The 14,805-nt window shown below is 60.1% G+C and carries 15 protein-coding genes; 12 read left to right on the top strand and 3 right to left on the bottom strand.

All coding sequences use genetic code 11. The features are described 5' to 3' along the window. Positions 1 to 27: 27 nt before the first annotated feature. The 6 genes from dibA to NQL71_RS22880 all read left to right on the top strand — a co-directional run bounded on the left by dibA (position 28) and on the right by NQL71_RS22880 (position 6,163). Positions 28 to 1,944, top strand: coding sequence for a phosphodiesterase DibA (dibA, locus tag NQL71_RS22905; RefSeq protein WP_274643332.1), 1,917 nt, complete (start codon positions 28 to 30; stop codon positions 1,942 to 1,944). Positions 1,945 to 2,122: 178 nt separating this feature from the next. After that, complete coding sequence (gene oscA, locus NQL71_RS22900; protein ID WP_007975618.1) at positions 2,123 to 2,305, top strand: sulfur starvation response protein OscA; 183 nt, start codon at positions 2,123 to 2,125, stop codon at positions 2,303 to 2,305. A gap of 80 nt (positions 2,306 to 2,385) precedes the next feature. Continuing rightward, entirely contained in the window at positions 2,386 to 3,399 is a 1,014-nt protein-coding gene (locus NQL71_RS22895; RefSeq protein WP_166622474.1) for a sulfate ABC transporter substrate-binding protein, read from the top strand. A gap of 69 nt (positions 3,400 to 3,468) precedes the next feature. After that, entirely contained in the window at positions 3,469 to 4,287 is an 819-nt protein-coding gene (cysT, locus tag NQL71_RS22890) for a sulfate ABC transporter permease subunit CysT (RefSeq protein WP_034148416.1), read from the top strand. A gap of 13 nt (positions 4,288 to 4,300) precedes the next feature. Next, a complete protein-coding gene (gene cysW, locus NQL71_RS22885; RefSeq protein ID WP_046815373.1) occupies positions 4,301 to 5,170 on the top strand; it encodes a sulfate ABC transporter permease subunit CysW in 870 nt (289 codons plus the stop codon). A 3-nt stretch (positions 5,171 to 5,173) separates the two neighbouring features. Next, positions 5,174 to 6,163, top strand: a complete 990-nt coding sequence (locus NQL71_RS22880; RefSeq protein ID WP_274643331.1) for a sulfate/molybdate ABC transporter ATP-binding protein — start codon at positions 5,174 to 5,176, stop codon at positions 6,161 to 6,163. An 89-nt stretch (positions 6,164 to 6,252) separates the two neighbouring features. On the opposite strand, the gene NQL71_RS22875 is transcribed toward NQL71_RS22880, so the two are convergent. After that, positions 6,253 to 6,774 carry an Mpo1 family 2-hydroxy fatty acid dioxygenase gene (locus tag NQL71_RS22875; RefSeq protein WP_046815371.1) on the bottom strand — a complete coding sequence of 174 codons (522 nt, stop codon included), beginning with the start codon at positions 6,772 to 6,774 and terminating at the stop codon, positions 6,253 to 6,255. 84 nt (positions 6,775 to 6,858) lie between these two features. Between NQL71_RS22875 and NQL71_RS22870 the strand changes: the two genes are divergently transcribed. Both NQL71_RS22870 and NQL71_RS22865 read left to right on the top strand, forming a co-directional pair. Then, on the top strand, positions 6,859 to 7,545 hold the full coding sequence (locus NQL71_RS22870; RefSeq protein WP_046815370.1) for a Crp/Fnr family transcriptional regulator: 687 nt from the start codon (positions 6,859 to 6,861) through the stop codon (positions 7,543 to 7,545). A gap of 57 nt (positions 7,546 to 7,602) precedes the next feature. Continuing rightward, positions 7,603 to 7,968, top strand: coding sequence for a response regulator (locus NQL71_RS22865; protein ID WP_248687210.1), 366 nt, complete (start codon positions 7,603 to 7,605; stop codon positions 7,966 to 7,968). A 15-nt stretch (positions 7,969 to 7,983) separates the two neighbouring features. Here the strand turns inward: NQL71_RS22865 and NQL71_RS22860 are convergent, their stop codons facing one another. Continuing rightward, positions 7,984 to 8,988 carry an AraC family transcriptional regulator gene (locus NQL71_RS22860; RefSeq protein ID WP_046815368.1) on the bottom strand — a complete coding sequence of 335 codons (1,005 nt, stop codon included), beginning with the start codon at positions 8,986 to 8,988 and terminating at the stop codon, positions 7,984 to 7,986. 100 nt (positions 8,989 to 9,088) lie between these two features. On the opposite strand from NQL71_RS22860, the gene NQL71_RS22855 reads away from it, so the two are divergent. From NQL71_RS22855 to NQL71_RS22840, 4 genes are all read left to right on the top strand, one after another. After that, positions 9,089 to 10,162, top strand: a complete 1,074-nt coding sequence (locus NQL71_RS22855) for a fatty acid desaturase (RefSeq protein ID WP_274643330.1) — start codon at positions 9,089 to 9,091, stop codon at positions 10,160 to 10,162. A 594-nt stretch (positions 10,163 to 10,756) separates the two neighbouring features. Beyond that, positions 10,757 to 11,338 (top strand): alpha/beta hydrolase, encoded by a 582-nt coding sequence (locus NQL71_RS22850; protein ID WP_046815366.1) that lies wholly within the window; start codon positions 10,757 to 10,759, stop codon positions 11,336 to 11,338. 56 nt (positions 11,339 to 11,394) lie between these two features. Then, positions 11,395 to 12,318, top strand: coding sequence for a sigma 54-interacting transcriptional regulator (locus tag NQL71_RS22845; RefSeq protein WP_274643329.1), 924 nt, complete (start codon positions 11,395 to 11,397; stop codon positions 12,316 to 12,318). Between the two features lie 251 nt (positions 12,319 to 12,569). Continuing rightward, entirely contained in the window at positions 12,570 to 13,352 is a 783-nt protein-coding gene (locus NQL71_RS22840) for a MetQ/NlpA family ABC transporter substrate-binding protein (protein ID WP_046815364.1), read from the top strand. Positions 13,353 to 13,428: 76 nt separating this feature from the next. Here the strand turns inward: NQL71_RS22840 and NQL71_RS22835 are convergent, their stop codons facing one another. Continuing rightward, the gene (locus NQL71_RS22835) at positions 13,429 to 14,628 is read right to left on the bottom strand and encodes an AAA family ATPase (RefSeq protein ID WP_274643328.1); all 1,200 of its coding nucleotides are present in this window, start codon (positions 14,626 to 14,628) and stop codon (positions 13,429 to 13,431) included. Positions 14,629 to 14,805 lie beyond the last annotated feature (177 nt).

Raw genomic sequence — 14,805 nt, 5'->3', positions numbered from 1 at the left:
CTTTTCCGTAGGGACATGGACAGCCTTATGTCTGCCAGCTATCGCGATGCCGTGCGCGCAGCGCTGCTCTACCTGTTGATTTCCGTGGTCTGGATGCAGCTGAGTGGCTTTTTATTGAGCAGTTTATTCGATGATTCGGCCGAGCGCTTACACTGGCAACTGATCAACGGTTATGCCTGGGTGGTGTTGAGCGCCGGCTTGATCTTCATGGCCCGGGCCCGCTTGTCACGTGGCCAGGCTGTAGGCGAGAAATTGCCTGAACGAAGAGAAGATCGTGAGCGTCTGCGCCAGGCGGCGGCCGTGTTTGATTGCACCCGTGAAGGCGTGCTGGTCACAGATGCCCAAGGGCTGATCGTCCATGTGAACCGCGCCTTCATGTCGATCACCGGCTATCAGCGTGAAGAAGTGCTGGGGCGTCAGCCCAGTCTGTTCAAGTCAGGTCATCATCCACCGGCTTTCTATCAGGCGATGTTCGCCACCCTCAACAGCGTCGGCGAGTGGAGCGGGGAAATCTGGAACCGCCGCAAAAGCGGGGAAATCTACCCGCAATGGCAGACCATTCGCATCATTCACGACGACCATGGGCATCGCAGTCATTTTGTGGCGGTGTTCTCTGATATCAGCGCTATCAAGGACTCGGAACACGAGTTGAGGCACCTGGCGCATCACGATCCGCTCACCGGCCTGCCCAATCGCCTGCTGTTCACCGACCGCGCCACCCAGGCCCTGGCATCGGCGCAGTTGCACAAGCGGGGTTGCGCGTTGCTGATCATCGATCTGGATCACTTCGTGATGATCAACGACAGTTTCGGGCACGCGCTGGGTGACCAAGTGCTCAAGGCGGTGGCCGAACGTTTGGGAGCCATTTTCGATCCCGGAATTACCTTGGCGCGCCTCGGGGGCGACGAGTTCGCCGTGCTGGCCGAAAGTTGTCCACAACTGATGCAGGCGGCGGCGCTGGCCGAGCGGATCATTGAGGGCCTCAAGGAGCCCTTCGATATTCACGGGCATCGGCTGTTCATCAACGCCAGCATCGGTATCAGTCTTTTCCCCAGCGACGCCATGAGTGCCGAACAGTTGTTGCGCAACGCCGATTCGGCGCTGTTCAAGGCCAAGAGCGGCGGACGTGATGGCTATGCCCTTTACACCGAAGAGTTGACGGCCCATGCCCGGCAGCGGGTCGAGACCGCCTCTGATCTGCGCAGGGCCCTGGAGCAAGACGAGCTGCGCGTGTTTTACCAGCCTGTCCACGATCTCAAGACTTGTCGCCTGATCGGCGTCGAGGCGCTGGTGCGCTGGGAGCATCCGCAGCGTGGCCTGGTACCGCCCGCGCAATTCATCCCGGTGGCCGAGCGGACGGGGCTGATCGCCCGGATCGACGCCTGGGTGATGCGCCAGGCCTGTCACCAGATGTGCCAGTGGCAACAGGCGGGCGTGGTGTTGTCGTTTGTCGCGGTGAATGTATCGTCGCGCCTGTTCGCCGGCCGCGAGCTGTACCAACAAGTTGCGCAGATACTACGCGAAACCGGCCTGGACCCGGCCTGCCTGGAGCTGGAAGTCACCGAGAGCGCGGTGATGGAGGATCCCGAGGTCGCGCTTGAGCAAATGCACCGGCTTCGTGAATTGGGTGTGCAACTGGCCATCGATGATTTCGGCACCGGTTATTCGTCGCTGTTGCGGCTCAAGCGTTTACCGGTACAGAAACTCAAGATCGACCAGGGCTTTGTCGCCGGATTGCCGAGAGACGAGGACGACGCGGCCATTGTGCGGGTCATCATCGCCCTGGCGCAGAGCATGGGCATGCAGGTGCAAGCCGAGGGCATCGAGCAGGTCGAACAGGCGGCGTTCCTGCTCGATCACGGCACTCATCTGGGGCAGGGCTACTGGTTCGGGCGGCCGGTGCCGGCAGCGGAGCTGGATTGGACCCGAACCCCCGTCATCTGACGTTCCCACACTCCGCGTGGGAACGCACCAAGTGACGCTCTGCGTCATCTGAGTCTTCTGGTTATATAAACATTCTTAAATAGTCTTTTTAAGAATATCTGCGCCTCTCTACTATTGGTCTCACGCCGCAAGCAGTGCCGCCACTGCCAGGCAACCTCTCAGTCGAAGGAACAGCACCATGAGCGCATCTCTACGTAGCGTTGACGGCCAGGACGAAGCAACCATCCTGCGCGAAATCCAGAGCGCCCTGCGCGACCTGCGCTTTGGCGCAGTGGAAATCACCGTGCACAACGCCCAGGTGGTCCAGATCGAACGCAAGGAAAAATTCCGCTTGCAGCAGCCGGGCAACAAACCGGGCTGAAGCGAGCTTTGAACCGACACCGCGATCCCAGAAATCCATAAGAACCAGCCAACACAATTAGAATTCCAGGAGCTTTCACCATGTCGTCGATTCGTCATTTCGCTTTGGCCGCCTTGGCCAGTGCCCTGTTTGCCGGTTCCGCGGTTGCCAAGGATTACGAACTGCTCAACGTGTCGTACGACCCGACCCGCGAGTTGTACCAGGACTACAACGCCGAGTTCATCAAGTTCTGGCAGAAGGACCACGCCGGCGACAGCGTGAAAATCCAGCAGTCCCATGGTGGCTCCGGCAAGCAGGGCCGAGCGGTGATCGACGGCCTGCGCGCTGACGTAGTGACCCTGGCCCTGGCCGGTGACATCGACGAAATCGCCAAGCTCGGCAAGACCCTGCCGGCCGACTGGCAGAAGCGTCTGCCGGAAGCCAGTACGCCGTACACCTCGACCATCGTGTTCCTGGTGCGCAAGGGCAACCCTAAAGGCATCAAGGACTGGGGCGATCTGGTCAAGAACGACGTTTCGGTGATTACGCCGAACCCGAAAACCTCCGGCGGTGCACGTTGGAATTTCCTCGCTGCCTGGGCCTATGGTCTCAAAGCCAACGGCGGTGACGAAGCCAAGGCCAAGGAATACGTGCAAACCCTGTTCAAGCACGTGCCTGTGCTGGACACTGGGGCACGCGGTTCGACCATTACCTTCGTCAACAACGGTCAGGGTGATGTGTTGCTGGCCTGGGAAAATGAAGCGTTCCTGGCGCTGAAAGAAGATGGCGGTGCCGACAAGTTCGAGATCGTCGTGCCTTCGCTGTCTATCCTGGCCGAGCCGCCAGTGGCCGTGGTCGACAAGAATGCCGCGAAAAAGGGCAACGAGCAGATCGCCGAAGCCTACCTCAAGCACCTGTACAGCCCTGCTGGCCAGGAAATCGCGGCGAAAAACTTCTATCGTCCACGTGACAAGGAAGTTGCTTCCAGATACGCCCAACAGTTCCCGAAACTGGACCTGGTCACCATCGACAAAGACTTCGGCGGCTGGAAAACCGCGCAGCCGAAATTCTTCAACGACGGCGGCGTATTCGACCAGATCTACCAGGCGCAGTAATCTTAAATCGCCATCAAGGAGCCTCGAATCGCGATTCGAGGCTTAGTGCATTCTCAACCAAGGACTTTTATGTCGCGTCGTATCTCCCCCGTCATACCCGGCTTCGGGCTGACGCTGGGCTACACCTTGGTGTACCTCAGCCTGATTGTGCTCATACCACTGGCGGCGATGTTCGTGCATGCCGCTCAACTCACCTGGGATCAGTTCTGGGCAATCATCTCGGCGCCACGGGTGCTGGCGGCATTGAAGCTGAGCTTCGGCACCGCCCTGTACGCCGCCATCATCAACGGCATTATCGGCACGCTGCTCGCCTGGGTGCTGGTGCGCTATACCTTCCCTGGACGCAAGATCATCGATGCCATGATCGACTTGCCCTTCGCATTGCCCACTGCCGTGGCCGGCATTGCGCTGACCGCGTTATACACCCCCACCGGCCTGGTGGGTCAGTTTGCAGCGGATCTGGGATTCAAGATCGCCTACACCCCCCTGGGCATCACCCTTGCCCTTACTTTTGTGACACTTCCATTCGTAGTACGTACTGTACAACCGGTGCTGGCCGATATTCCCCGTGAAGTGGAAGAAGCAGCGGCGTGCCTGGGCGCAAAACCTTTGCAGGTGTTCCGTCACATCCTGGTGCCGGCCCTGTTGCCTGCCTGGTTGACCGGTTTCGCCCTGGCCTTTGCCCGTGGAGTCGGCGAGTACGGTTCGGTGATTTTCATCGCCGGCAACATGCCGATGAAAACCGAGATCCTGCCGCTGCTGATCATGGTCAAGCTCGACCAGTACGATTACACCGGCGCTACCTCCATTGGTGTGCTGATGCTGGTGGTTTCCTTCATTCTGTTGCTGCTGATCAACTTGCTGCAGCGGCGCATCGAAACCCCATAAGGAGGCGCGAACAATGTCCCAATCGTCTATTGCTGCCGCTTCCTCGAACGCTGCCCGTCGTGGCAGTGCGACTTCGCGGCGAATCCTGATCGGCCTTGGCTGGCTGATTTTTGCGCTGTTCCTGTTGTTGCCGCTGTTCATCGTGGTGTCTCAAGGGCTGAAGCTCGGCCTCGGGGCGTTTTTCAGCGCGATCTTCGAGCCGGACGCGCTGTCGGCACTGAAGCTCACGGTCATCGCCGTACTGATCTCCGTGCCGTTGAACCTGGTGTTCGGCGTCAGTGCCGCCTGGTGCGTGAGCAAGTACACGTTCCGCGGCAAAAGCATGCTGGTGACCCTGATCGACCTGCCGTTCTCGGTATCGCCGGTCATCGCCGGCCTGGTCTATGTGTTGATGTTCGGCGCCCAGGGGCTGTTCGGCCCGTGGCTTTCGGACCACGACATCCAGATCGTCTTCGCCTTGCCAGGCATCGTGCTGGCGACGATTTTCGTCACCGTACCGTTCGTGGCCCGTGAACTGATCCCGCTGATGCAGGAGCAGGGCACCCAGGAAGAGGAGGCCGCGCGCCTGCTCGGGGCCAATGGCTGGCAGATGTTCTGGCACGTCACCGTACCCAACATCAAATGGGGCCTGATCTACGGCGTGGTGCTCTGCACCGCGCGGGCCATGGGTGAATTCGGTGCGGTGTCGGTGGTTTCCGGGCACATTCGCGGGGTGACCAACACCTTGCCGCTGCACGTCGAGATCCTCTACAACGAATACAACCACGTGGCCGCGTTCGCCGTGGCGAGCCTGTTGCTGATCCTGGCGCTCTTCATCCTGCTGCTCAAGCAGTGGAGCGAAAACCGTATCAACCGCCTGCGCGCCAGCGCCGCGGAGGAATAATTCATGTCGATCGAAGTGCGTAAAGTCAGCAAGAATTTCAATGCGTTCAAGGCGCTGGACAACATCAGCCTGGACATCCAGAGCGGCGAACTGGTCGCGTTGCTCGGCCCGTCGGGCTGCGGCAAGACCACGTTGCTGCGGATCATCGCTGGCCTGGAAACCCCGGACCAGGGCAATATCGTGTTCCACGGTGAAGACGTTTCCGGCCACGACGTGCGTGATCGCAACGTCGGTTTCGTGTTCCAGCACTACGCCTTGTTCCGCCACATGACGGTGTTCGACAACGTTGCGTTCGGCCTACGCATGAAGCCGAAAAAACAGCGCCCGAGCGAAAGCCAGATCGCCACCAAGGTGCACGAGTTGCTGAACATGGTGCAGCTGGATTGGTTAGCGGATCGCTATCCGGAACAGCTTTCCGGTGGTCAGCGCCAGCGCATCGCCCTGGCCCGTGCCTTGGCGGTGGAGCCTAAAGTGCTGCTGCTCGATGAGCCCTTTGGCGCCCTCGACGCCAAGGTCCGCAAGGAGCTGCGTCGCTGGCTGGCGCGCCTGCATGAAGACATCAACCTGACGTCGGTATTCGTGACCCACGACCAGGAAGAGGCGATGGAAGTTGCCGACCGCATCGTAGTGATGAACAAGGGCGTGATTGAGCAGATCGGCGCACCGGGTGACGTCTACGAAAACCCGGCCAGCGATTTCGTTTATCACTTCCTCGGCGATTCGAACCGCCTGCACCTGGGCGAGGACAATCACGTGCTGTTCCGCCCGCACGAGGTGTCGCTGTCGCGGCATGAGCTGGAAGATCACCATGCGGCGCAAGTGCGCGATATCCGTCCATTGGGCGCCACGACGCGGGTGACGCTGAAGGTCGAAGGCCAGAATGATCTGATCGAAGCCGAAGTGGTCAAGGATCACGACAGCCTGATCGGACTGGCCAAGGGCGAGACACTGTTCTTCAAGCCGAAGGTCTGGCAGAAGGTCGCCAACATCTAACCGGTAGGAGCTGGCTTGCCAGCGATCAACGATGACGCGGTGTGTCATACACACCGCTTTCGCCGGCAAGCCAGCTCCTACCGATCCGTTCAGGCCGCCGCTTTGTTTGGATTGACCCGCACCCCGCCCGCCCGCGCCTCGATCTGCTCTTTCAGCACCCGTCGCAACCCCAGCAAAAACGCCAGCTCTACCACCACAAACAACGGCCCGACAATCAACCCCGTCACATCATCGACGAACGCCGGTTTGCGTCCTTCGTAGTGGTGACCAACAAACTGGATCGCCCAGCCAATCACGAACATCGCCACGCCGCTGCTCAACCAGACCAGCGTGCTTTGCTGTGCCAAAACCTGGCCTGCCCAAATGCACAGCCCCAGCAACACCGTCATCAACAGCCCAAGGCGCAACTCCAGGCGCAGGTAGAACCACGCCGATGCCAGCGCGACCAGTACCGCGGGTGAAAGCCAGCCCCCCGCCCATTGCGGACGAGACAGCAACACCGCCACCGCCACCACGATCAGCGGAATGCCGATGAAGTGGGTAGCGATGTTGCGCGGATCACGGTGGTAGGCGGCGTATTGACTGAGATGGTCAACGAGGCTTTTTTTCATTGTTATTCCTCCTGTAGGGTGAGCGATCATGCCCCGGGGCCATTCATGGCTCTGTCAGCCAGGCGACAATCTCTAGGAGTTTTCATGGATATGCAGGTCTGGCGACCACGCCTGTTACGCGGTCAGTGGTTCAGCCATTTACCTGTTTCTCTACAGGATAGTCTGCTGGCCGTTGCCAGGGTGCGGCGCTTATCAGCCGGCCAGCGCTTGTTCCAGCGTGGCGATCCGCCCTGTGGCTTGTACGCGGTGCTCGAAGGCGCGGTGCGTATCGGTGCGGTGAACGAACAGGGCAAAGAGGCGTTGTTGAGCCTGGTGGAGGCGCCGCACTGGTTTGGCGAAATCTGCCTGTTCGATGGTCAGGCGCGTACCCACGACGCCTTTGGCCTGGGCCCGTGCACGTTGCTGCACATCCCGCAAATCGCCCTGCTCGCGTTGCTCGATGAGCAGCCGGTGCATTGGCGGCAACTGGCGCTGCTGATGAGTCAGAAACTGCGCCTGACCTTCATCAATCTCGAACAGCTGAGCCTGATGCCGGCGCCGATGCGCCTGGCCCATCGCTTGCTGATGATCGCCGAAGGTTACGGCGAAATCGACGAACCCCGCCGCGTCCTGCAACTGCCGCAAGAGCAGCTTGCTTCGATGTTGTCGCTGTCCCGGCAGACCACCAACCAGATCCTCAAGGATTTGCAGGGGCAAGGGATGTTGAAGCTGGGATATGGCGAGATCGAAATCCTCGATGTGCAACGGTTGCGGGCGTTGATTGCCGTTTAAGGGTGGGCTTTAGCCGCAAACGCGCCTAGCCTGTCGGAACGACAATCGAGGTGTGCCATGCGTGTATTGCTAGTGGAAGACGAACCCGGACTTGCCCGGCATTTGGCCGATGGCCTGAGCGAAGCGAGCTATGCGGTCGATGTGGCGTTCAACGGTATGGACGGTCGGCGCTTTATCGAGACGGGCGAATATGAGCTGATCATCCTCGACGTCATGCTGCCGGGGCTTAATGGTTGGCAGCTGCTGCAACAGATCCGCAAGCTCGGTGAGACCCCAGTGCTCCTGCTCACCACCCGGGATGGTATCGAGGATCGCCTGCGCGGCTTGGAGTTGCACGAGGATGATTACCTGCTCAAGCCGTTTGCCGTGAGTGAGCTGGTGGCGCGGGTGCGCAAGTTGTTGCGGCGGGGGCAGGGGCGCTGAGATCCTTCGGATCTGTCAGCGCAACCCATCCCGAAACTGCCCCGGCGTCATCCCCGTCCAGCGCTTGAACGCGCGGCTGAAACTGCTGGTGTCGGCAAACCCCAGCAAGTAGCTGATCTCGCTCAACGAGCATTGCGGATCGCGCAGGTGCAGCAACGCCAGGTTTTCGCGGCTTTCGTTGAGCAGCGTATCGAACCGACAACCCTCATCCGCCAAATGCCGTTGCAGGCTGCGCAGGCTCAGGTGCAGGGCCTTGGCGATGTGTTCGGCACTGGGTTCGCCTTCCGGCAATTGCTCTTCTATGGCGTCGCGGACCTTGCGCTCCCAAGTCAGCGGCTTGAGTTGCGCCAGTGTGCGGTTGAGCACGGCTTCGTTGTGTTCGGCCAGTTCCGGATTGGCGTCGTCCAGGTGACTGTCAAAGTCCGACAGCGCGAATTCCAACCGGTCCTCCCCGGTGGCGAAATACACCGGAGAGCGAAAGACCTTGTGCCATTGATGCGGGTCCGCCGGCTCCGGGCGCCGCAAGTACACCGCCAGCGGGGCATAGTCGCGGCCCAGGCGGTTGCGGCAGGTGCGCACATAAATCGCCACGAAGGCGTCGATGGCTTCGAAGGCTGGGGCCGGGTTGCCTGGCGGAATTCTCAGGTGGAAACAGTAGCGGTCATCGGTGCGGGTCAGCTCCAGTTCCAGGGCGTCACTGACCACCTGGTGATACCGCACGATGCGCTCGAACACTTCCCGCAAGCTGCCGCTGGCCACCAGCGCATAACCGAGCGCATGAAAGGTGGTGGGGCTGACGAAGCGCGAGACCCGCAAGCCGATCGCCGGGTCGCCGCTGACCTGCACCGCGATTTCCCACAGGCGCGTGGTACCGGACAACGGATAACGGGCGTTCGGGTCGTCCATCAGTTGCGGGTCGAGCCCGGCTTGCTGGCACAGGGCAGTGCTGTCGAGGCCCAGTGCGTCGAGTTGCTTGCGCAGGGCGCGAGTCCAGCTGGCGAGGGAGGTCGGTTCAGTCATGCTGGTTGGCGCTTCCGGTCAACAGGTTGGCGTTCTCGGCTACCGCTCCAGGCATGTGAAGCGGGCAGGATGCGAACATCAATAACCAGAGGATGGAAGCATGCAAGGTACTTCTGCAAGTCCCCAGCGACTGAATGCTGCTCAGCGATCTGCACATATTCGCCAAGTGGTGCTGGCCAAGGGCGTCGAACTGCGCCAGCGCTACCCGGTTCTCAATCATCAGGACGCGTTGGGCGCAGGCATTCTGGCCTTCGCCCTGGCTGGCATGATCGGTTCGGCGGCGCTCTACATCGAGGGTTACATGGCGTGGTGGGTGTGTTTGCTGCTCAACGCATTTTTCGCTTCCTTGACCCACGAACTCGAGCACGACCTGATTCACAGCATGTACTTTCGCAAGCAGCGGCTGCCGCACAACCTGATGATGGGCCTGGTCTGGCTGGCGCGTCCGAGCACAATCAATCCATGGATTCGTCGTCACCTGCACCTCAATCACCACAAGGTGTCCGGCACCGAGACCGACATGGAAGAACGCGCCATCACCAACGGCGAGCCTTGGGGATTCGCGCGGTTGTTGATGATTGGCGACAACATCATGTCGGCGTTCATCCGCATGCTCCGGGCCAAAACCTGGGCGCACAAGTTCAGCATCATCCAGCGCACGCTGAAGGTCTACGCACCGCTGGCGCTGCTGCACTGGGGCGCGTGGTACGTGTTTCTCGGCTTCCACGCCGCGAACGGCATCGCCTACCTGACGGGCACGCCGATCGAGTGGTCGGCGACCACGCTGTCGGTGATGAACGTGATCGATATCGCCGCAGTGGTGATCATCGGGCCGAACGTGCTGCGGACGTTCTGCCTGCATTTCATCAGCTCCAACATGCACTACTACGGCGACATCGAGCCGGGCAATGTGATGCAGCAGTGCCAGGTACTGAACGCCTGGTGGCTGTGGCCGTTGCAGGCGTTCTGCTTCAACTTCGGAAGCAGCCACGGCATCCACCACTTTGTGGTGAAGGAACCGTTCTACATCCGCCAGATGACCGTGCCGGTGGCGCATAAGGTGATGCGTGAAATGGGCGTGCGGTTCAATGATTTCGGGACGTTTGCGCGGGCCAATCGGTTTGTGCGCGGGGAGGAAGTTCAAGGTGAAACCGTAGAGGGTGCGCGGGTCTGAGGGCCTCATCGCGAGCAGGCTCGCTCCCATAGTTTGATTTTCAGTGAACACAAAATCTGTGAACAACCAAGAACCACTGTGGGAGCGAGCCTGCTCGCGAAAGCGGTAGTTCAGTCACTACTAATCCGGCTGAAACGGCGACTCACTAAAAATCATCCCGGTCTGACCTGGCGCTGTGAACGGCGGAGTTTCGTGCCCGCCAGGGCGATGTCCAGGGACGGTTGGGTCAGCGTGCCCGTCGATTTCAAGATTCATTAAACCGACACCAATTTAGCGCGAAACGTTTACACGAGGAGTTCACCATGTTGTCGGTGATCATCGCACGCTGACAGGTTTGAGTTTTTCCGGGGCCGTCTCCTTGGCAGGGTGCGGCCCTTTTTTTGTTTCTGTCAAACACATCACCCCTGTAGGAGCTGGCTTGCCAGCGAAAGCGGTGTGTCAGGCACGACGCCTTCGCTGGCAAGCCAGCGCCTACAGGTTAGCTTGTTGCATATTCGATATAGGTCTTAATAAATAGCTTCTTATTCCTTAACGAATATAAATCCCGTCCCTATACTCGACCAGGAACAGACACGCAGCAGGAGAGCTTCCCCCATGCGCAACGAATCAATTCGCTACCTGATTGTGCCGGGCTGGCAAGGATCGCCGGAAGATCATTGGCAAAGCCATTGGCAGAACAGCCTGCCGAACAGCGCACGGGTGGAGCAGGCCGACTGGCTGACGCCGCGTCGTGAAGACTGGGTCGCGGCACTGGCCGAGGCGATTGCCGCCGACAGTACCCCGGTCATCCTGATCGCCCACAGCCTTGGCTGCATTACCGTCGCGCATTGGGCGGCAACAGCGCCCGTGCAATTCCTCCGTCAGGTGCGTGGCGCCTTGCTGGTCGCGCCAGCGGACGTCGAGCGCCCGGCCTGCGCGCCAGCCCTGCGCAATTTCGCACCGATTCCAACCGATCTGTTGCCGTTTCCCAGCCAGGTCGTCGGCTCCGACAACGACAGCGCCGTCAGCGCGCCGCGGGCCCTGGAGCTGGCGCGTAACTGGGGCGCGGAAGCGGGGATCCTGGCGGGTGCCGGGCACATCAATGTGAAGTCGGGTCATCAGCGTTGGGAGCAGGGTTTTGCCTATCTCTATCGTCTGCAAAACCGCATGGAACACCACGCCCTGCGCCGCGCCTGAACCTTTTGTTCTTTTCAACGCCCCCGTCCTTTGGCGGTCTTGGGCGGGAGCCTGCCATGAGCTTTGAAACCTTTGGCCAGCCGCTGCTGACCTTTCCCGACGCAGAAAAAAGTCCCCTGAGTATCCGTGCCAAGGCGCTGGTATTCGTCGATCCACGCTCGCGGCAGTTGCGCCAGGAGCTGGAGCAACTGGCGCCGCGCTCAATCTCGGTGCTGATACGTGGTGAAACCGGCAGCGGCAAGGAGCTGTTGGCGCGGCACATCCATCGCGCCAGTGATCGGGGTGGCTTGTTCGTGTCGGTCAATTGCGGCGCGATCAGCCCGACCTACGCCGATGCCGAATTGTTCGGCTATGCCGCCGGCAGTTATAGCGGGTCGGCCAGCAGCCGCGCGGGTTGGTTCGGTTCAGCCAACGGCGGTACTTTGTACCTTGATGAAATCGGCGACCTGCCGCTGCCGATCCAGATCAAATTGCTCGCTGCCCTGGAAAACCACGAAGTGACCCGCGTCGGCTCGCACCAACCCAGCCCGGTGGACGTGCGCCTGGTCGCCGCCACCAGCATCGACCTGGCCCAGGCGGTGGCCGCCGGTAAATTCCATGAGCGGCTCTACCACTACCTCAGCGAAGGCCAGCTCGAACTGCCGGCCCTGCGCGAGCGGGTGGGCGACATCCTGTCCCTGGCCGAATATTTCCTCGGCATCTACAGCCAGCGCCTGAACCTGCCCGTGCCACTGATCAGCGAGGCCGCGCAAGCGGTGTTGGAGCGACACAGCTGGCCGGGCAATACCCGGGAGTTGGAAAACGTCATTCACTTTGCGCTGTTGGTGAGTACTGGCGACGAGATCCTGGCGGAGCATTTGAATTTGCCCAATGAAGGTTTGGCGCAAATCGAACGGCAACTTCAACAGATTCTCGACAACGGCTCCGCCGCCGAAAAAGAAGCTCTGAAACAACTCCTGAAAAACACCGCCCTCCTGTAGGAGCGCGCTTGCTCGCGATTGGGACAACGCAGCTTTTCTGGAGGGACGCCATCGCTGGCAAGCCAGCTCCTACAGTTGAATGCGTGGGCTAGAGCTGTATGAACAAAATGGAATATGAAAGTGAATAAAAGATATTGTTCGGGAATAAAAAATCCCGGTATCGTCCGCGTCACGCCAGCGATAGCACTTCACTGGCACTTAAATATCTAGCCGTCGCCACAAGCGACCGTGATTTTCGATAAGGACACTGCATGAAAAAGGTTCTGTTGTTCACCGCACTGGCGGCTGCCCTGACTGCGGGCCTGGCCCAGGCTGGCGAGAAACTGGTGGTGGCGGCGACCCCGGTTCCACACGCCGAGATTCTTGAACTGATCAAGCCAACCCTCGCCAAAGAAGGCGTGGACCTGGATATCAAGGTCTTCACCGACTACGTTCAGCCAAACGTACAGGTCGACCAGAAGCGTCTGGACGCCAACTTCTTCCAGACCCTGCCGTACCTGAAAAGCTTCAACGAAGGCAAAGGCACCAATCTGGTGACCGTGATCGGCGTGCACGTTGAACCGTTCGGCGGCTACTCGAAGAAAGTCAAAACCCTGGCCGAGCTCAAGGACGGCGCGACCATTGCCATCCCCAACGAAGGCAGCAACAGCGGCCGTGCCCTTATCCTGCTGCAGAAGGCTGGCCTGATCGAGTTGAAAGACCCGAAAAACGCCGTGTCCACGCCAAAGGACATCGCCAAGAACCCACACAACTTCAAGTTCAAGGAGCTTGAGTCGGCCATGTTGCCGCGTGTGCTGGATCAGGTCGACCTGGACATGATCAACACCAACTACGCGTTGGAAGCGGGCCTGAACCCGGCGAAAGACGCGCTGATCATTGAAGGTTCGGATTCCCCATACGTGAACTTCCTGGTAGCTCGCCCTGACAACAAGGACAGCGCCGCCATCCAGAAACTGGCCAAGGCATTGACCAGCCCGGAAGTGAAAGCCTTCATCGAGAAGAAGTACAGCGGCGCGGTACTGCCGGCGTTCTGATTCGCGAGGTAAACCCGTAAGGTTTCCAACGCCGACGGCTGATAGAGCGTCGGCGTTTTTTATTGCACCAGAACAATCAAAGGTCAGGCCAATACCACGCCGGCTCATCCAGCAGCCGCTGCCCGACAATCCCGGTTTGCCCGAGATTCTTCTCCAGCACGATGCAATTGCATTGCGCATCTTCCTGCAACGCCGAAATCAGCCGCCGCGCATGGGATACCACCCACACCTGACTCTGCGCGGACGCGCGGATGATCAAGCGCGCCAGCGCCGGCAGCAGATCCGGATGCAGGCTGGTTTCCGGTTCGTTCAGCACCATCAACGTCGGCGGCCTGGGCGTCAGTAGTGCCGCCACCAGCAGTAGATAACGCAATGTCCCGTCCGACAGCTCGGCTGCCGATAACGGCCTCAACAGTCCCTCCTGATAAAACTCGATAGCAAAGCGCCCGCCGGCCAGCGGCTCGATGTGCAGCCGCGCACCGGGGAATGCATCGCTGATCGCGTTGCGTAATGCCTCGGGGTCGCCGATTTCGATGATGGTCTGCAACGCCGCCGCCAGGTCCCTGCCGTCGTGGTGCAGCACCGGCGTGCGGGTACCCAGTTGTGGCTGGCGCACCGGGGCGTCGGCATCACTGCGAAAGTGATCGTAGAAGCGCCAGCGGCGGATGAACTCGCGCATCTCCAGTACTTCCGGCGAGGTGCGCAGGCTACCGACCTGATCGAACAGGCTGTCGAAATTCGGCGTGTGTTGAGCCAGCACGTCCCAACTGCGGTTGGCCCGGGCACGAATCAGCGGGCCGTTGCGATCCACCAGCAGGCTCGCTGGTCGGTAGAACGGCCCGGCCCACAAGCACTCGCGCTTGATTTGCGGGTCGAGGCTGAAGCGGGATGGAATAGGAGTACTGTGCCCGGGCAGCATGAAATGACCATTGGAATCGGGCAGCCCCAGGCTGATCGAGTAACCGAAGTCTTCCCCGGAGAATCCCAGTCGCAGGCGCTTCACGCCCTTTGGCAGCGTCGCCTCGATCGGCACTTCGCCATTGCGCATGCGCCTGCTGATGGTTTCCGGGCCGGCCCAGAAGGTCGAATGCAGGCCTCCCTCGCGGGCCAAAGCATTGACCACGCCGCCCTGGGCAGTTTCCGCCAGCAGGCGCAGCGCGCGATAGAGATTGGATTTGCCGCTGCCGTTGGGCCCGGTAATCAGGTTCAGCCGGCCCAGCGGGATCACTAGTTTATTGATCGAGCGGTAATTGGCCACCGCCAGGGTTTTGAGCATGAGGACCTTCCCTGTGACCCGCGTAGGTAAGCGTTGCAAGCCTGCGATTTAACGCTTTTTTATAGATCAGGATCAAAAGATCTCAGCCTTCGGCAGCGCCTGCAGTGGAAATGACGATTATTGCGTGGGCGAAGGTTAAACGCTGTTCTAAGCTGACAGACGAATCGCGCCCGTTCA

This window comes from Pseudomonas serbica, assembly GCF_028823535.1.
Classification (GTDB): domain Bacteria; phylum Pseudomonadota; class Gammaproteobacteria; order Pseudomonadales; family Pseudomonadaceae; genus Aquipseudomonas; species Aquipseudomonas serbica.
The sequence above is the reverse complement of the archived record's forward strand: the minus strand, read 5'-3'. Positions and strand labels throughout refer to the sequence as shown.